Raw genomic sequence first — 16,922 nt, 5'->3', positions numbered from 1 at the left:
CCGGTTGTGCCTTGATTTGATTTAAATCAACAGCAAGCCCTCGTGGGCGGATGACTTTATAAAGGATGTGACACTCTTTTGAGGTATGCCCCCCATGAACATCGATAAGGCGATCTCGGGCCGTCGCTCGACGCGGGAGTACACGACAGAAGCGGTTGATGAGGACGTCATTCGTCGTTTGATCAGTGCCGCTGCGCAGGCGCCCAGCGCGATGAACCAACAACCGTGGACATTTACCGTCATACGCGACCAGAGCCTGCTGGATCGGGTCTCGCGCGAAGCGAAAGCTCACCTGTTGGCGACAATACCCGCAGCGGCCCAGCCCGAGCACTTCCATACATTGCTCGATGATGAAAACTATCAAATCTTCTACCACGCGCCGGTACTCATCCTGATTTCGGGAACCGCGCCAGGTCAGTGGGTCGTCGAAGACTGCGCACTAGCTGCCGAAAACCTGATGCTTGCGGCATACGCTGAAGGACTGGGTACTTGCTGGATCGGTTTTGCCCAGGGTTTTCTAGATACGCCGCAAGGAAAGCATGTACTCGGCCTTCCCTCCGAGTGGACGCCAGTGGCGCCAATCATCGTGGGCCACCCGCAAACTGCACCCGCGCCCGTCCCCCGGAAGGAGCCAGTGATCCGCTGGATTGGGTGACAGCACCGCATAACGATTGCTGGCTGCTTGTCCAATGACGGGGGCAACTCGACCGTCTATCCGCTTGCCCGGCCGCCTGTCTGTTTTCTGATGTGGACCAGATACTCCCCCCGGCCGACTCCTATGCTCGAATCAACCCACGGTATCGAGATGAACTGAAATGAACAGATCAAGCCTGATCGGCCAATGCATGTTGATGGCGGCAAGCGTGTTGCTGGTGCCATCCTCCAGCGTCTTCGCCAACCCGCCGATGCCTGCGCAAGGTGGCATGTATCATCGTTTTCAGGATTTCGATTGGGTCAAATACACGCAACAGACCCTGGACGATCTCAAGGGCAAGCTCAATCTCAAGCCGGAGCAAATGCCCGCCTGGGACACATGGGCCACGGGGGGCATGACGGACGCCAATCAGCATCAGGAAAAGGCCAAGGCCGGACGTGATGAAATGGCGAGCACGAAGACGGCGCCGATGAATGAAACGACCCCCGAAAGAATGGCCAGAGAGATAGAGCGTTTGCGCGCACAAACCAAGTGGATGGAGGCGCATCTGGAGCGCCTGGATGCTGCGCTGGTGCGTACCAAAACCTTCTACGAGGTTTTGGATGCTGAGCAGAAAACCATTTTCGATCTGTTCTGGACGGTGGTGCATCACCGGCTCTTCGGCGATGACCGTTGGCAGATGCCGATGCACATGTTCAGACCGCGAATGATGCAAGGCGAGCAGGACGACACAAGCAAACAGTAAGCGGTACTCACTGTTCGCTTGCGCTGCAACCGTTGCCCGTCATCGCGCAGCGCCATGACGCCAGACCTCAATACAAAACTCCGTTTCGTAAGGGGGCACGTTGCATTCGACGATGTCGGTGGCGGCAACTTGCAGATGCACGCCGACGATATCGGCATGGATCGGCTGCTGGCAGACGTGCCGGTCGACCAATACGGCCGTGTAGACCCGGCGAGCACCGAGTTGCGCCAGATACGCGCAGGTACGCAGGAGCGAATGGCCTTCAAACAGCACATCGTCGACAACGAGCAGGGTGGTGCTGGCAAGGTCCAGCTCGCCCAGCAGCGGATTTTCGGTCAGTTCGGTGTGGGCATGCAGCACTTTGAGGTCATCGGCATAGCGCTTGACCTTCAAGGGGTAGAGCGGCAGTTCTGGCTGGCCGGTCTGACGTGACAGATGGTGTTGTAAACGCTGCGCCAGAGGTTCGCCGCGGCGTTGGATGCCAATCAGGGCCACTTGAGTGGATGGCAACAGTGTCGCGGCCTGGCGCGCCATCGCCTGCAGCACCGAATCGAGTTCATTGCTGTCGTACAAGCGCAACCGCGGGCTTGCAAGTAAGGTCGGCATGGCAGTCTCCCACAGAGAGCCGCTGCGGCGCGGCGCTGTCCAATATTGGCAACGTAATCCATTCGGCCCAAGCCTGATTGATATTGATCAACAACGACGAAATGAGAAATGCCAAGCCCTTGCGCGTCCATGGCGGGCCTTGCGCGCGAACTTGATAAAAATCAACAACAAGGCGACTTCAGCGGAGGACTCTAGTGAAAGCTGATGCTTGATCCCGCAAGGACGTGGAGAGGTCAAGGTTGTGTGATACGGACCGACAGGCGTAATCGCCTGGGGAGGTTTTCAAGTGATTCAGAGTCCCTCGATGCAAACCCTCTTGCGTGACCGGGTGGATGCCGGTCGACGGCTGGTGGAGCCGCTGCTCAAATACGCTCATCGACCCGATGTCATCGTTCTCGCCTTGCCCCGTGGCGGCGTGCCGGTTGCCTATGAAATTGCCACGGCCCTGGAGGTTCGCCTGGACCTGATGCTGGTCCGCAAGCTGGGGGTGCCATTCCATCAGGAGTTCGCCATGGGCGCGATTGCCAGTGGCGGCATCCAGATCGTCAATGACGATACGCTGCGGGCGAACCGTATCGATCAGCGCACGCTCGATAACGTGGTGGCACGGGAAACCCAGGAACTGTTGCGTCGCGAGCGCCTGTACGGGGGCTCGCGTGCCCCCGTGGCGCTCAAGGATCAGGTGGTGATTCTGGTCGACGATGGCCTGGCGACCGGGGCCTCGATGATGGCGGCGGTCCAGGCGGCGCGCCTGCAATCACCGTCGCGTATTGTCGTCGCCGTGCCGGTGGCGCCACCGGAGACGGTAGAGGCGCTGTTTAGCGAAGTCGATGAGGTGATCTGCCCGCTCACCCCCGAGTGGCTGATGTCGATCGGCAATTGGTACATGAATTTTTCCCAGACCTCGGATGAAGAAGTCATCGATCTTTTGCAACGGGCCTGGCGCAGAGAATCCGCTGCGCGTGTTTCCGGCCAGGAGGATTCCGATGTTTGAGCCTCGCTATCGAAAGCTCGACCTGGGGAACGTGGCGCTGTCTGCCGACCTGCGTTTGCCGGTGCACGCTGGCGGCCTGGTGGTGTTCGTTCATGGCAGCGGCAGTGGTCGTTCAAGCCCGCGTAATCAACAGGTCGCACTATCTCTGGCTCAGCGGGGGTTGGGCACGTTGCTGTTCGATCTGCTCACGGAACCGGAGCAATACCAGGACAACCAGACTCGGGAATTGCGTTTCAATATTGCGCTGCTGTCCAGCCGACTGGTGAAGGTGATTGACTGGATTGGCCGGGACGCCGAACTGCAACCGCTACCGATCGGATTGTTCGGCGCCAGCACCGGTGCAGCGGCGGCGCTATTGGCGGCGGCCGAGCGGGCGGACGTGGTGCATGCGGTGGTGAGCCGGGGAGGGCGGACCGATCTGGCGGGTGCGGCGCTGTCCCGCGTGAAGGCCCCGACCTTGCAGATTGTCGGTGAGCTGGATCCGGTGGTGCTCAATCTCAATGTGCAAAGCGGTCGCGCCTTGCAGTGCGAGCAGCGCCTGGAAGTGGTGGCGGGCGCGACACATCTTTTTGAAGAGGCAGGAACCCTTGAAGAAGTCGCCAGACTGGCCGGCGACTGGTTCGAGAAGTATTTGCAACGGTAGTCATCCAAAGCAGACAACCACCGTCTGATGCCTGTCATATGCCGAATGGAAAGGTTTCGTCTTCCGGTTCCAGCGCCTGGCTTTTCGGCAGCGGCAATGCCGTTACCGGTTGCGTCTGTTCAATCCAGACCATGGCGTCGAATTGTTCGCTCAGCACTGACTCGAAGTAGTGGCTGCTGCGCTCGCTGGCGGGTCTATAGATCACTCCGATGGCCCGCTCCAGCAGAGGTTTGGACAGGGCTTGGCGCAACTCTTTTCGCTGTGGATCCCGCCAGTCGGTCAATGAAGCCGGGACGCCGGCGTTGAGGAACTTGCGCTCCCAACTGTCTGGCCGAGACGGCCGTATGTCCTTGATAAGCATCTCGCCATCCCAGTCGTCGGCCGCGGCCACCTGGCCATGGTCGGTGCTCATGCCGATCAGAACCACATCGCGCCCATAGGCATTGCGGCACAGTTGACCGATATTGAACTGACCCTTCCAGCCCATTTCCGTGGCGGCCGCATTGCCGATATGGGAGTTGTGCGCCCACACCACAGCTTTGGCTTGAGGGCCGCGGTGTTCGAGCAGCGCACGTAACGTGTCGAACATGTGCCTGTCGCGCAGGTTCCAGGAGGCCGTCGAACCTCGATAAATCGCTCGGTAATATTGTTCCGCCGCCTGGATGACCCGGGCGTTCCGGGTCGCATCGAAGAACGCTTCATCATCCTTGATGGCCCCGGCCAATTGCTCGGCCAGCATGGCATTGAGCTGTTCGACCACCGCATGCTCGCAGGGCATTATGCCGTCGCGTTCGACAAAGTGGCCGTACAGCGCAGGATCATCCTGCCAGGGGCTCAAACAGCCATAGCGACGCCGAGCTTCGTGTGCCAGCTGCGGGTCGACACGGTCCAGATAGCTCAGAACCTCGTGGATGGAATTGCGCAAACTGTAAACGTCCAGACCGCGAAACTCGACGCGCTGTTCAGGCGCGTGTTGGTGGTTGTACTGATGCAGCCAATGGGTGAACGCTTTCACATCGGTGTTGCGCCACATCCAGGTCGGGAACCGGCTGAAAATGTGCCGCGTCCAGGCCGAGCGCGCCAACCCCCGGGCATAACGGTCTACATGACCCGCGTCTGGCCAGTCTGCTTCAACGGCCACGATATTGAACCCGTGCTGCTCGATCAGCCGTTGGGTAATCGCTGCCCGGGTCCGATAGAAATCACTGGTGCCATGGCTGGCTTCACCGATCATCACCACGCGCGCATCCGCGTAGCGGTCGAACATTTCACCAAAGGCTTGTGAGTTCAGTTCCGGCAGGGGTTCGGCGTATTGACGCAGGAGCGGGACGATGGAGGCCTCATCTATGTGGGTATGCGCGCCATACAGTTGGTTCAGCATGTTTTGGGAAGGTATGTTCATGAACGTCATCCCCATAAAGGCGGGTTGGCCAACCTGCAATGCTGCGTAGTGCCATGTCGACTGTCAGGGGCCGCGCTGACTTGCACTTTTTTGATCTGGTCCCTCTCAGAAAACAGCTCCTTGCCGGTTTCCCGGCAAAGGGCCGGGCCTGCGGTCAGTCGGCTTTGACGGGCACGACTTTGTCCGCTTTCATGGCTTCGGGTTTTTTCGGCAGCGAGATGCTCAGTACGCCTTTGCTGAAGCTCGCTTCGATCTTCTCGGCGTCGACCCCTTTGGGCAGGCTGAACACCCGTTCGAAGGAGCCATAGTGACGCTCGCTGAGGTGATAACCCTTTCTCTTTTCTTCCTTGTCCTCTTTCTTTTCTCCTTTAATGATCAGGCAACCGTTGGACAGTTTGAGTTCGATGTTCTTCTGATCCATGCCGGGCAGTTCAGCAGTGATTTCGAAGCTCTTGTCTTTCTCGGTGATGTCCACGGCAGGCATGCCGTAGCCTGTCAGTTCCTTGCGCCAGAGCGGTTCGACATCAAACAGTCCGCGACCGAATAGCGACAGCCCTGTGCCGCGGCTGAAGTCTTCGAATACGTGATCGATCTGTTGGCGAAGGTTTTCAAAGGGATGCCACAGATCGGCGTTCAGTGGCTGCGCAACGGTTTTCTTTTCGGTTTGTACCGGCATTTTTTTCACGGAATTGGCCATTTCTTTTCTCCTCTTGGTGAATAAGGTGAACCGCGAACAGTGGTTGTGCGGCCCACCACGACAAAACAACAACCCGACACTCGCCCTTACAAAGCCAGTGTTCCGGACCACAACATCCAGCCGGCGATGGCTGCCGCCGTCCAGATAATGATCAACAGTCCCGTCTCGGGGCCATTGAGCGCTTGTCCCTGGCGAGCCTTCATGGTGCCCAGGTAAATCAACGAGCCGGGGGCGTAGAGCAAAGCGCTGAGCAACATGTATTTAGGCCCGGCGGCATACAGCAACCACAGGCAATACAGCGTGGCGACCGAGGCAATGGCCATGTCGCGCAGTTGCAGGCCTCGGTGGCCGGCGTAGGTCTGGCCCTGCCAGGTCAATTTCAACGCGTACAAACCGCTAAATAGATACGGCAGCAGAATCATTGAAGTGGCCAGGGAAATCAGGGTCAGGTAAGTGGCGCTCGAATACAGCGTCAGCAGCAGGAACAGTTGAATGCAGCCGTTGGTGATCCACAGCGCATTGGCCGGCACTCCGCGGGCGCTCTCCACGGCGAGCGTACCCGGCATGACCTTTTCCTTGGCCGGGGTGAATATCGATTCGGCTGCCAACAGCGTCCAGGCGAGCAGGGCGCCACCCACTGAAATGATCAAGCCGATGCTGATCAACATCGCGCCCCACGGCCCGACTACCGCTTGAAGCACGCCCGCCATCGAAGGGTTTTTCAGGGTCGCCAGCTCCGGTTGTCCGAGAATGCCCAGCGACAACAGGGACACCGCAATCAGCAGCAACAAGGTAATGACGAAACCGATAACGGTGGCACGGCCGACATTGACGCGTTCTGCCGCACGGGCGGAAAACACGCTGGCACCCTCGATCCCGATGAACACCCAGACGGTCACCAGCATGGTGCTTTTGACCTGATCCAGCGTGCTGCCCAGTGCAGGAGAACCCCAGAAGTCGACCACAAAGGTTTTACGCTGGAAGGCTGCGATCACCAGCCCGATAAACAGCAGCAAGGGCACGATTTTGGCCAGTGTGGTCAGCGCGTTGGCTTTGGCTGCGGTGCGCATGCCCCGCAGGATCATCCAGTGCAACGACCAAAGCACCACGGACGCCCCGGCAATCGCCGCTTTGTTGTTGCCTTCGCCAAACAGCGGGAAGAAGAAACTCAGCGCGGAAAACAGAATCACCATGTAGCTGACGTTGCCGACCCAGGCACTGATCCAATAACCCCAGGCGGAGTTGAAGCCGAGGAACTCACCACCCAACGCCCGGGCATAGGCAAACACGCCGTTGTCCAGTGTCGGTTGACGGCTGGACAAGGTTTGATAGACCAGCGCCAACGACAGCATGCCGACGCCGGTGATCAGCCAGCCAATCAGGATGGCGCCGGCACCCGCACTGGCGGCCATGTTTTGCGGCAGGCTGAAAATGCCGCTGCCGATCATCGAACCGACCACCAGAGCAACCAGCAGGCTCAAGGACAAGCGTTTGGGCTCCAGTTGTCGCCAACTGCCGGCAAGGGGTTGGGGGGCGGTCGGCGGAAGGATCGGTTGCGTGCCGTGCAGATGAGTCGCCATGTCAAGCCTCCACGAAACGAAAGAGTGGGCGCAGACCGCAGATGCGGTGGAGTGAACGTTGACTCTGAATGTCTACGTGAACGGTCAACGCCTGTTTGATTTAGATCAGAAAGGAAGCAGACAGCGATGTTGTCCCGCAGCCGCCATTGCGCGAACGCCGGGCGAAGCTTCAATTGATAACGTATAGCGAACATGTCGGGCGTTCGAGACCTAAGCTCTACCCATGACGGCGATGAGTCGCGGGCGTTTCTGTAGCGAGGGATGCGGAGCGCTTTTTTGAGGAACCACATCGATGCTCAGTAAGTGGCTGGACCCGGTTCTACTGCTGCTCACCACCCTGACGCTGCTGGCAGGGGGCATTGCGCAGGTTGCTCACAAGTCTGACTGGGCATCGATTTGCTGGGCCGCGGGCAGTCTGGTGATGGCCCTGGTGCTGCTCGTCGAGATTGTCAGGCGCCTGGCCCGGCGCGAGGCGGGTGTGGATCTGATCGCTCTGCTGTCGATTGCCGCCGCGTTGTTTTTTCGGCAGACGCTGGTGGCGGCGGTGATTGCCTTGATGCTGGCGTCGGGGCGCATCCTGGAGTTCTTCACCAAACAACGCGCCGAACGCGAGCTACGTGCGTTGGTCGACCGGGCGCCACGCTTTGCCTGGTTGCAGGAAAACGGCAATTTACGGCAGATTCCGGTCGAGCAGATCCAGGCGCATCAGACGTTGCTTGTGCGCCTGGGGGAGGTGGTGCCGGTCGACGGTCGTCTACTCAGTCCCACCGCGATTCTCGACGAGTCGGCGCTCAGCGGCGAGTCATTGCCGGTCACCCGCCGGGAAGGAGAACAACTGCCCAGTGGCGTGACCAATGTCGGTGCGCCGATGCTGCTGACAGCCACTCGAACCGCAGCGCAGAGCACCTATGCGGGGGTGGTGCGTCTGGCCGAAGCGGCACGACGCTCGCGGGCGCCTTTCGTGCGTTTGGCTGACCGTTACGCGTTGTTCTTCATTCCGCTGACATTGCTGATTGCCGGCATCGCCTGGTACATGAGTGGCGATTCTTTGCGCGCGCTGGCGGTTTTGGTGGTGGCCACGCCTTGCCCGTTGATTCTTGCAGTGCCGATTTCGATCATGTCAGGTATCTCGAGGGCGGCGCGGCGCGGGATCCTGATCAAGGACGGCGTCACCCTGGAAGCGCTGGCCGAGGTCAAGCAGGTGTTTCTCGACAAGACCGGCACGTTGACCAGCGGCCACGCCCGTCTGCAGTCGATCGAGACCAACGGAGCGCTCGATCCGCAGCATCTGCTGAGCCTGGCCGCTTCGCTGGCACAGGCCTCGACCCATCCCATCTCCCAGGCCATTGTCGAGGCCGCCTGTCAGCGTGGATTGCCGCTCAGCGTGCCGCAGGCGGTCGAGGAAAGTCCGGGCTCTGGTCTTTGCGGGTTGATCGATGGCCGGCGGGTGCGTTTCGGCACGTTGTCTTTTGTTCAACAAGAATCACCGGTTGGCGACTGGGCCGCCACCATGCTGCGTCGCATGGATTACCTGGCGTGTAGCGGCAGCTTCATCGAAGTGGATGGGGCACTTGCGGGCCTGCTGATTTTCTCGGACAAACTGCGTCGGGAAACCCCGCTGACCCTGCGCCGGCTGCGCAACAGAGGCATCGAGCGGATCGTCATGCTCACGGGTGATCGTGTGGAAACCGCCGAGATGATTGCACTGTCAGCCGGGATCGACGAGTTGCGTGCCGGGTTGAGTCCTGGGGACAAGGTGCGTGCGGTACAGGATGCCTGCCTGCACGCCAGCACACTGATGGTCGGTGATGGCATCAACGATGCCCCGGCCCTGGCGGCGGCCAATGTCGGGGTGGCCATGGGGGCCAGCGGTGCCACGGCGTCCGCGCAAGCGGCGGGAGTTGTGCTGCTGGTGGATCGTCTGGATCGTCTGGTCGAGGCGCTGGACATCGCCCGCCGGACCCGCCACATCGCCCGTCAAGGCGTATTGGCCGGCATGGGCATGTCGGTGCTGGCCATGGGGGTGGCAGCCTTCGGTTACCTGCCGCCGCTGGTCGGTGCCGTGGTGCAGGAGGGCATCGATGTGGTGATCATTTTCAATGCCTTGCGTGCATTGGGGCCGTTACGAGGTCTGCGCCAACGCAAGCTTGCCGCCGAACATATCGACCGCCTGCAGGACGAACACGACCAGCTCTCTACGGTACTGAGCGATCTGCACCAACTGGCAAGCGACTTCGCCCAGCGTCCACTTAAACAAGCGCAGACGGACCTGCTGGCGCTGGTAAAAAACCTGCAAGAATCACTGGCCCGTCATGAACGGGACGATGAAAACACCCTGTACCCGCTGTTGACGCAAAGCCTGCCTGGCGAGGATCCCATGTCGGCGATGAGCCACGTCCATCGAGAGATTTTTCGCCTGATCCATTTACTGGCGCGCATGAGCACGGATTTCAGCACCGACCCTGCAACGGCTTCTGTCGATGAGATACAGCATCAGTTGATCCGCCTCGATACCCTCGTGCGGCTGCACTTCGATCAGGAGGAAGAGCTCTTTCGCTACCTTGATAAGCGCTGAAAAAGCCGGCTGCCTCGCCGCAAGCTCTTGATGCCCGGGGAAACTACAGGTTCCCCGGGCTCATTGACTCAGGCGATGCGCAAATGATCATCAACTTGCCTCACACCCGGTACTGACCAGGCGGCACGCTCGGCGATCTGACGCTCGCGCCACAAATGAACTTTGCCTTCAAGCTTTACCACATCGCCTTCGACCTTGACGTGAATGCCCTTGGCATCGACTTCGGCATTGCGTTTGAGGGCTTCTTCGATGCGACGCTGGATATCATCCACGTTCACCTGCGGACGAAGGACGAGCCGATTGTCCACGCCTACCACTCCCGACAGCTTGCGCACAGCCATCTCGGCGGTCTCTTTCTGGTACTGCCAGTCCACTTCGCCTTCAAGGGTGATCCACCCGTTCTGCACAACGACCTTGATATCCTGCTCGGGAATGTCGGAGCACCAGGTGAGGATATTCAAGGCGCGGGAGGCAATGGCGTCGTCCGCCGTGCCGGCGCCTTTCATCGGCCTGACCTGAATTTCTTCGGCCACGGCGCGTACCCCTTTTATGCTTTTAACCGCGTGTTCTGCGCTGACTTTTTGCGCGTAGCTTTTAACGTGGCCGGTGAGCGTGACGACGCCGTTGTCCACGGTCACACCGATGTTGGCGGCATCGATATCAGGCTGGAATTCAAGCTCATCCATAATGCTCTGACGCAGACTCAAGTCGCTCATGGTGATGTCCTCTGTCTGAAATGCTGGTACGGCAGGTGCGATATAGCTCTCTAGAGCTCCTCAGGTGAAACCACCCATACACTGCACGGCATCTTGTACAGCAGATGTTCCACCGTGCTGCCCACCAGTCGACCCACGCCTCGGTGGCCGACCCGGCCCATGACAATCACGTCGATGTCGTAGGCATCGGCGTATTGGGCAAGGACCTTGGTCGGGTTGCCCATGATCATGTGCTGTTGCTCCGGCGCGATACCATTGCGCTCGGCCAGTTCGCGGAAGGCATCGGCCTGTGCGTCGAACAGCGTCTTGGCTTTGCCTGAAGAAAACAATGCCGAGCTACTGTCGAAATCGAACTCGTCCGCGCTGAGGGATGAAAGGTCGTGGGCGTAGATCACGTCGAGCTGGGCGTTACAGGTGCTGGCCAGTTTTGAGGCCTCGCGCAAAATCCTGTCGTTGAAATCCTTGTACTGGGTATTGCTATGGAAGGGATCGACCGCGGCGAGGATCCTGCGCGGCAGCGCGTGCTGCGCATGGCTGACAAAATGCAGCGGCACCGGGCATTCGCGCAGCAAATGGATATCCAGGGGCGTGAACATTATCCGTGACAGCAGCGACTCGTATTCCAGTGCCTTGATCAGTACCGCCATGGGTTGTTCTTTGAGATGAATGAGGATTTCCTGCAAAGGTCGTTCAACCCAAACCACCTCCGTGGTGACGGGCACCCCGATTTTACGCAAGGGCCGGGCCTGGTCTTCGAGCCATTGCCGATGGCGCTCGACATACCCGAGCCGCATCTGCTCCAGCGCTTGTTCGTTGACCATGCTTGCCGTTGCCAGGCCTTGCAGGTAATCGAAGGCGACGATGTGCAGGGCCGCGCCCGAGGCCTTGGCCAACGCGGCGGCGCGGTCGAACGCGGGGCTGTTTTCCATGAGGGGCGAGACGACCAGCATGAAGCGTGATTGCTCAGACATGACCAAACTCCCGTCGATAATCGTAGATATTCCTGTACTCACTGGCACCCCTGCGTTTGGGCAGTGGTCCTCTGGCTTTTATCCTGCCGCTGACCGGGGGGGGCGGGATTGATCTTTATCAATCTGGCGAGTGATCCAGCTTGCTGCCCGACGTGTGGCGGGGGGCGCCAGGTCCATCTATAAAACATTGACCACTATCAATCTCTCCTGCGTCATGCCGGTGCAGTCTTGGGGTTGTGGCTTACCCGGACGGGACTCACATGAACGACACCTTGGGCCTGGCAGGGGCGGCAGCTGCGCTGGGGATCGGCATGCTCATCGGCCTTGAACGTGAACGGCACAAGGGGCGGGGGGACAGTCGTGCCTGTGCCGGATTGCGGACGTTTGCGATCACTGCGTTGCTGGGGTATGTGGCGATGCAGGTCGGTGGTGGTCTGTTGTTGGGGGCCATGGCGATCTGTCTGGCCTTGCTGGTCACCGTGGCTTACTGGCGAAGCCTGAGCAATGATCCTGGTGTCACCAGTGAAGTGGCGTTATTCACGGTATTGGCGTTGGGGGCGTTGTGTAACAGCGCGCCCGAACTGGCCATCGCCATCGGCGTGGTAGTGGCGGGGCTGCTGACGTATCGTCAAAAGCTGCACCACTTTGCGCGTAGCCAATTGACTGAAGCGGAAATGCGCGACGGTCTGGTGCTGTTGGTCGCCGCGCTGGTGGTGTTGCCATTGGCGCCTGACCGTTTTATCGGTCCGTATACCTCTATCAATCTGCGCACCATTTGCACCCTGACCGTGTTGCTGATGGCCGTCGGGGCGACAGGGCATATCGCCGTTCGTATCCTGGGCACTCGTTACGGCTATGTGGTCAGCGCCATCGCCTCCGGATTCGCTTCCAGCACCGCGACCATCGCCGCGATGGGGCACCTTGTCGCCAAGGAGCCAGGCAACATCAAAATCCTGAGCGCGGCAGCGATGCTGTCCAACCTGGCTACCGTCATTCAGATCGGCCTGATCCTGGGGGCGGTCGACACCGGTCTGTTGAGGCACATGTGGGGACCGCTGTTGTGTGGTGCCGCCGCCACGGCGTTGTATGGCCTGAGCCTGATGTTCCCGCAACCTGCGAGTGGCGCCAATCGGCCGGTCAAGGTCGGCGGTGCGTTCAACCTCAAGCTGGCCCTGGTCATCACACTGACCATGACCGGCATCACCTTTGTGTCTTCGATGGTGCTCAGCCACTTTGGTGAAGTGGGCGTGATGGTCACGACGACGCTCGCCGGTTTCGCCGATGCACATTCTTCGACGGCGTCCATTGCCGCCCTGGCCAAGGCCGGGCTGTTGCCGTTCGATGCCATTGCCGGGCCCACGCTGGTTGCCGTCAGCAGTAACTCCCTGAGCAAATGCCTGGTGGCCTGGGTCAGCGGCGGGCGACGGTTCGCCGCGTATATCATCCCCGGCCAGGTCTTGCTGACGTTGGCAATGTGGGCGGGCATGTTGCTGCATTAACGTGCATCCGGGCGCTGTAGCTGACAAAGATCAAGTCGCCTGAATCTGCTGCGATCACTCTAGGGTTCTACTCACTGCATCGAGCTGGCCGCGTGCCGAGGTGTCCCATGTCACAGACTCAGCGTTTACTGTTGATCGCCCCCCAAGCCATGACCCGTACACCGGCGTTCGACCGGGCCGCCGCGTTGGCCCGCGCGATGCAATCGCCGCTGCACATCGTGGCATTCGATTACTTGCAGGCCTTGGCCGTCGCCGGCCTGTTTGCCCCCGAGCAAGTCGCCCAGGCCCGGGAGGGCTATTTGCAAACCCATCGGCGATGGCTCGCCGAGCAGGCCGAATTGATGAAAAAACACGGCGTCGAGGTCACCAGCGAGGTGGTGTGGGTGCAGCACCCTTATGAGGAGATCCTGCACTTCGTCAACGAGATGTCGCTGAGCCTGATCATCAAGGATGCCCAGGAAGAATCGGCGTTGAAGCGGGTGTTTTTCACACCGCTGGATTGGCAGTTGTTGCGCGATTGTCCGGTGCCGGTGCATCTGGTGACCAACGCCCTGAACCCGCGGCCACGCAGCGTGCTGGCCATCGTCGATGTGTTGCGTAGCGAAGAGCAGGACCTGGTATTCAATGACCAGATTATCGACGCCGCAACGAAGCTGGCTGAACAATGTGAGGCGCAAATCGAGTTGGTGCATGTGTATGACTGGACGGCCGTGTATGCCCTGGACATGGGTGTTGGCGCACTCCCGTTGGCCTCCGGTCTTTACGAAGCCATGGGCACGGCGCAACACGAAGCGTTTACGGCGCTGGCCGAGCGTCACCGCGTGCCGCCTGAGTGTCGGCACTTCATCGAAGGTTCGCCATTGCTGAGCATTTGCAAGTTCGCCGAGGACCATCGCACCGATGTGATTGTGATGGGGACGGTGCAGCACTCGGGGTTGAACAAGCTACTGGGGACCACTGCCGAACAGCTCTTGCACCGAGCCCCTTGCAGTGTGCTGGCGATCAAGCCCGACAGAATGTTGCAATCCTGAACGTTGACTTGCCCCACGGCGGGCCGTTGCCGGTGCGTCGTGGGGCGATTGGCTTTTACATATACAGGCGATGAATGACCTGGCGGCTGTCGTCAGGATCATTGTGCCTCTCAAAACCCAAGGCTTGGGCCAGGTCGCGCATGGGGGTATTGCTGGAGGCGTCGATCGAATACATCTGATGAAAACCGTTTCTGCGGGCGGCCTTGATCAGATGTCCCATCAAGGCGGTGCCGAGGCCCAGATGCTGCCATTCATCGGCGACCGTCACCGCGCACTCACACTCATGTTCCGACGTGGCGGCGTAGCGGCTGATGCCGATTTCGATCAATTTGCCGTTTTCGTGAACCAGCGCGATGTAAGCCATGCGCTGTTTGTTATCGGTGTCCATCAACTGATCGAGCATGGCGGCGCCGGGCTCGTTGATCTGCGCGAGAAAACGCATGTGCCGGGACTCGGGCGACAGGCGCTTGATGAAGGTGTATTCAAGTTCGCGGTCCTTTTCCAGCAGTGGCCGGATCAGCACATGGCGGCCGTCCTTGAGCGCTTCGATCCAGTACTTTCCGGTGACTGCGGCATAGACGGCCGCGGCCCGATCATTGTGGTCTTTGACAGTGAGCATGGATGATCCTCCATCTTGTTTGAAAGGCCGGTGCGTATTCACTCGCCACGCGGTTGATTCCTTTCTACGCCGCTGGCAGCCCTTGAATCTGATCTGGATCAGACACCCGTCACGAGGGCGTTCATTTGCGGGTATTTGATGTAAATCAACCTGGGGGAGGGGGCAGCGAGCGCAGTCTTGGGTGATGCCGGCGGGTAAGGACCGGTTTCGAGCCGAGGTGTGTGATGGGTCAATATCAACGTTTGTTACTGATCGCCGACCGAACCCTGCATCAGTCTCCAGCCTTGCTCCGTGCGGTCGCACTGGCCAAGGCGAGCGGGGCCACGCTGGATGTGCGGGCCTTTGTCGATCCGGCGCCGATCGTTCATCTATGGGAAGAAAAAATCGACGAGGCGGAGTATCAGCGTTATCTGCGTCACTGTCATCGTTGGGTGGCCGACGAGGTCGAGCGGCTTAAAGGGCAGGGCGTGGACGCGACGGTTGAAGCCGTCTTCACCACCCATCCGTTGCTGGACATCTTGAAGACAGTCGAAGACCTCAAGCCTGACCTGCTGATCAAGGACGTCACCCTGGAACCGGCGCTCAAACGGGTGTTCATCACGCCCCTCGATTGTCACCTGCTGCGCGAATGCCCGATCCCCGTGCACTTGGTCAACCAGATCCGTTACGGGCTGCCGCACCGGGTCGTGGCCGCCGTGGACCCGTTCGATCCGGCGACGCAAATCAGTGGCCTGAACGACACCATCATCCAGACGGCCAATGCACTGGCATTGCAATGCGACGCACCGTTGCACTTGCTCTACGCCTATGACTTGTCGCCGGCTTTCAATGGTGATGCACCGCTGGTCAGCGGTGGTTGGGGCGTGGACTTCATCGAAGAGCTACGCGAATCCCTGCACCGGGCGTTTATCACCCTGGCGGATCGCTACGGTGTTCCTCCGGAGCGTCGGCACTTTGTCATGGGCCTGCCGGTGCCGGTCATCAGTGAGTTTGTCGAGCAATACCTGGCGGATGTGGTGGTGATGGGCACGGTGCATCGCGTGGGGATCGACCGCTTGATCGGCAGCAACACCGAGCGGGCGTTGTACTCGGTGCCAGGCAGCATTCTGGCGGTCAGGCCGCCGGGTTCGAGCGTCGGGCGCCAAGCCGACGGCTGGCCGCCCGCTAGTTGATAAAAATCAGAGCCTCACGGCGAGAGCCCCCGATACTTGAGTCACAATCTGAAGCTATCCAGACGAGGTGGGTGAGGGTGAAAATTCAGCGTTTGCTATTGATTGCCCCAACTGAAATGGCCTGCACCCCGGCGTTCGATCGGGCGCGGGCCCTGGCCTGTGCAACCGGTGCGATGCTGCACATTGTCGCTTTCGATTATGTCCAGGCGCTGGCGGCGGCCGGCCTGTTTGACCACGAGGCCATGGCTCAGGCGCGGGAAGGTTACTTGCAGGTACATCGTCAATGGCTGGAGCAGCAAGCGCGGTTTCAACGATGCGAAGGCGTGCAGGTGACAACTGAGGTGGTGTGGGCCAGACCGACCCTGGCGCATCTGCTGGAGTACGTGAATGACTTCCATGCAGACCTGGTGATCAAGGACACCCACCGCGTGTCGGCGCTCGACCGCGCCTTCCATCGGCCTCTGGACTGGCAGTTGCTGCGCGACTGTCCGGCCCCCTTGCACCTGGTCATCGATGCTGCGAATCCGAAGCCGTCGAGCATACTCGCCACCGTCGACCTGTCCCATCTGGAGGAGCTGACCCTGGGGCTCAATGACCGGATTCTCGACCTTGCCTCAAGCCTGGCCGAATCCTGTGGCGCCACCTTGCACCTGCTCAATGTCAGCGGCTGGTCGGAGTTGGGGGAGGCGCAAGTGAATGTGCCGACCGCGACACTGAATGGCAGTTTGAGAGACGCGGTAAGCGATGCTCAGCTGGAGGCCTTTGAAGCGCTTGCCGACCGCTACGGAGTCGAGAAACAACAGCGTCATCTGTTGCCCGGCATCCCTTCCAAGGTGATTGCCCATTTCGCACAACAACATGCCTTCGACATGGTGGTGCTGGGAACGACCTACCATCGGGGGATCGATGTATTCATCGGCAGTACGGCCGAAAGTGTATTGAACCGGTCACCCTGCAGCCTGATGATCGTCAAGCCATTGCCCCGTGTCGACTAGAAGATGAACCAGTGTGATCTCC

Annotated in this window: 16 protein-coding genes; 9 read left to right on the top strand and 7 right to left on the bottom strand. The window is 59.8% G+C overall.

The genetic code is table 11. The features are described 5' to 3' along the window. Positions 1–94 precede the first annotated feature (94 nt). A complete protein-coding gene (locus LOY38_RS18915) occupies positions 95–655 on the top strand; it encodes a nitroreductase (protein WP_258696544.1) in 561 nt (186 codons plus the stop codon). A gap of 196 nt (positions 656–851) precedes the next feature. Continuing rightward, positions 852–1,400 carry a Spy/CpxP family protein refolding chaperone gene (locus LOY38_RS18910; RefSeq protein WP_258700754.1) on the top strand — a complete coding sequence of 183 codons (549 nt, stop codon included), beginning with the start codon at positions 852–854 and terminating at the stop codon, positions 1,398–1,400. Between the two features lie 39 nt (positions 1,401–1,439). Here the strand turns inward: LOY38_RS18910 and LOY38_RS18905 are convergent, their stop codons facing one another. Next, positions 1,440–2,006, bottom strand: a complete 567-nt coding sequence (locus tag LOY38_RS18905) for a phosphoribosyltransferase family protein (protein ID WP_258696543.1) — start codon at positions 2,004–2,006, stop codon at positions 1,440–1,442. A 304-nt stretch (positions 2,007–2,310) separates the two neighbouring features. Between LOY38_RS18905 and LOY38_RS18900 the strand changes: the two genes are divergently transcribed. Together LOY38_RS18900 and LOY38_RS18895 are read left to right on the top strand one after the other, a co-directional pair. Next, the gene (locus LOY38_RS18900) at positions 2,311–3,000 is read left to right on the top strand and encodes a phosphoribosyltransferase (RefSeq protein ID WP_258696542.1); all 690 of its coding nucleotides are present in this window, start codon (positions 2,311–2,313) and stop codon (positions 2,998–3,000) included. Then, positions 2,993–3,643: a dienelactone hydrolase family protein gene (locus tag LOY38_RS18895; protein WP_258696541.1), complete on the top strand. Its 651-nt coding sequence runs from the start codon at positions 2,993–2,995 to the stop codon at positions 3,641–3,643. The genes LOY38_RS18900 and LOY38_RS18895 overlap by 8 nt, the downstream gene beginning before the upstream one ends. A gap of 34 nt (positions 3,644–3,677) precedes the next feature. Here the strand turns inward: LOY38_RS18895 and LOY38_RS18890 are convergent, their stop codons facing one another. From LOY38_RS18890 to arcD, 3 genes are all read right to left on the bottom strand, one after another. Further along, the gene (locus LOY38_RS18890) at positions 3,678–5,045 is read right to left on the bottom strand and encodes an erythromycin esterase family protein (RefSeq protein ID WP_258696540.1); all 1,368 of its coding nucleotides are present in this window, start codon (positions 5,043–5,045) and stop codon (positions 3,678–3,680) included. 154 nt (positions 5,046–5,199) lie between these two features. Continuing rightward, complete coding sequence (locus LOY38_RS18885; RefSeq protein WP_258696539.1) at positions 5,200–5,742, bottom strand: Hsp20/alpha crystallin family protein; 543 nt, start codon at positions 5,740–5,742, stop codon at positions 5,200–5,202. Positions 5,743–5,828: 86 nt separating this feature from the next. Then, entirely contained in the window at positions 5,829–7,322 is a 1,494-nt protein-coding gene (arcD, locus tag LOY38_RS18880) for an arginine-ornithine antiporter (protein WP_258696538.1), read from the bottom strand. Positions 7,323–7,614: 292 nt separating this feature from the next. Here arcD and LOY38_RS18875 point away from each other — a divergent pair, with 292 nt between their 5' ends. Further along, positions 7,615–9,897 carry a heavy metal translocating P-type ATPase gene (locus LOY38_RS18875; RefSeq protein ID WP_258696537.1) on the top strand — a complete coding sequence of 761 codons (2,283 nt, stop codon included), beginning with the start codon at positions 7,615–7,617 and terminating at the stop codon, positions 9,895–9,897. A 68-nt stretch (positions 9,898–9,965) separates the two neighbouring features. Here the strand turns inward: LOY38_RS18875 and LOY38_RS18870 are convergent, their stop codons facing one another. Further along, entirely contained in the window at positions 9,966–10,613 is a 648-nt protein-coding gene (locus LOY38_RS18870) for a BON domain-containing protein (RefSeq protein WP_258696536.1), read from the bottom strand. Between the two features lie 50 nt (positions 10,614–10,663). Then, on the bottom strand, positions 10,664–11,584 hold the full coding sequence (locus LOY38_RS18865) for a universal stress protein (RefSeq protein WP_258696535.1): 921 nt from the start codon (positions 11,582–11,584) through the stop codon (positions 10,664–10,666). Positions 11,585–11,844: 260 nt separating this feature from the next. Here LOY38_RS18865 and LOY38_RS18860 point away from each other — a divergent pair, with 260 nt between their 5' ends. Beyond that, positions 11,845–13,083 (top strand): MgtC/SapB family protein, encoded by a 1,239-nt coding sequence (locus tag LOY38_RS18860; RefSeq protein WP_258696534.1) that lies wholly within the window; start codon positions 11,845–11,847, stop codon positions 13,081–13,083. Between the two features lie 107 nt (positions 13,084–13,190). Next, complete coding sequence (locus LOY38_RS18855) at positions 13,191–14,114, top strand: universal stress protein (protein WP_258696533.1); 924 nt, start codon at positions 13,191–13,193, stop codon at positions 14,112–14,114. A gap of 55 nt (positions 14,115–14,169) precedes the next feature. Here the strand turns inward: LOY38_RS18855 and LOY38_RS18850 are convergent, their stop codons facing one another. Beyond that, entirely contained in the window at positions 14,170–14,733 is a 564-nt protein-coding gene (locus LOY38_RS18850) for a GNAT family N-acetyltransferase (protein WP_258696532.1), read from the bottom strand. 224 nt (positions 14,734–14,957) lie between these two features. Here LOY38_RS18850 and LOY38_RS18845 point away from each other — a divergent pair, with 224 nt between their 5' ends. Then, the gene (locus LOY38_RS18845; RefSeq protein ID WP_258696531.1) at positions 14,958–15,905 is read left to right on the top strand and encodes a universal stress protein; all 948 of its coding nucleotides are present in this window, start codon (positions 14,958–14,960) and stop codon (positions 15,903–15,905) included. Positions 15,906–15,982: 77 nt separating this feature from the next. Continuing rightward, positions 15,983–16,900 carry a universal stress protein gene (locus LOY38_RS18840; RefSeq protein ID WP_258696530.1) on the top strand — a complete coding sequence of 306 codons (918 nt, stop codon included), beginning with the start codon at positions 15,983–15,985 and terminating at the stop codon, positions 16,898–16,900. Positions 16,901–16,922 lie beyond the last annotated feature (22 nt).

Source organism: Pseudomonas sp. B21-015 (genome assembly GCF_024749285.1).
Lineage (GTDB): Bacteria > Pseudomonadota > Gammaproteobacteria > Pseudomonadales > Pseudomonadaceae > Aquipseudomonas.
Note: the sequence above shows the minus strand (reverse complement) of the source record. Positions and strands in the feature narration are given on the sequence as shown.

Excerpts from the sequence above, each read along its gene's own strand:
- LOY38_RS18895 (WP_258696541.1), top strand. The coding sequence starts at position 2,993 with ATGTTTGAGCCTCGCTATCGAAAGCTCGACCTGGGGAACGTGGCGCTG.
- LOY38_RS18855 (WP_258696533.1), top strand. The coding sequence starts at position 13,191 with ATGTCACAGACTCAGCGTTTACTGTTGATCGCCCCCCAAGCCATGACC.
- LOY38_RS18890 (WP_258696540.1), bottom strand. The coding sequence starts at position 5,045 with ATGAACATACCTTCCCAAAACATGCTGAACCAACTGTATGGCGCGCAT.
- LOY38_RS18910 (WP_258700754.1), top strand. The coding sequence starts at position 852 with ATGGCGGCAAGCGTGTTGCTGGTGCCATCCTCCAGCGTCTTCGCCAAC.
- arcD (WP_258696538.1), bottom strand. The coding sequence starts at position 7,322 with ATGGCGACTCATCTGCACGGCACGCAACCGATCCTTCCGCCGACCGCC.
- LOY38_RS18905 (WP_258696543.1), bottom strand. The coding sequence starts at position 2,006 with ATGCCGACCTTACTTGCAAGCCCGCGGTTGCGCTTGTACGACAGCAAT.
- LOY38_RS18875 (WP_258696537.1), top strand. The coding sequence starts at position 7,615 with ATGCTCAGTAAGTGGCTGGACCCGGTTCTACTGCTGCTCACCACCCTG.
- LOY38_RS18870 (WP_258696536.1), bottom strand. The coding sequence starts at position 10,613 with ATGAGCGACTTGAGTCTGCGTCAGAGCATTATGGATGAGCTTGAATTC.
- LOY38_RS18900 (WP_258696542.1), top strand. The coding sequence starts at position 2,311 with ATGCAAACCCTCTTGCGTGACCGGGTGGATGCCGGTCGACGGCTGGTG.
- LOY38_RS18850 (WP_258696532.1), bottom strand. The coding sequence starts at position 14,733 with ATGCTCACTGTCAAAGACCACAATGATCGGGCCGCGGCCGTCTATGCC.
- LOY38_RS18845 (WP_258696531.1), top strand. The coding sequence starts at position 14,958 with ATGGGTCAATATCAACGTTTGTTACTGATCGCCGACCGAACCCTGCAT.
- LOY38_RS18865 (WP_258696535.1), bottom strand. The coding sequence starts at position 11,584 with ATGTCTGAGCAATCACGCTTCATGCTGGTCGTCTCGCCCCTCATGGAA.
- LOY38_RS18885 (WP_258696539.1), bottom strand. The coding sequence starts at position 5,742 with ATGGCCAATTCCGTGAAAAAAATGCCGGTACAAACCGAAAAGAAAACC.
- LOY38_RS18860 (WP_258696534.1), top strand. The coding sequence starts at position 11,845 with ATGAACGACACCTTGGGCCTGGCAGGGGCGGCAGCTGCGCTGGGGATC.
- LOY38_RS18915 (WP_258696544.1), top strand. The coding sequence starts at position 95 with ATGAACATCGATAAGGCGATCTCGGGCCGTCGCTCGACGCGGGAGTAC.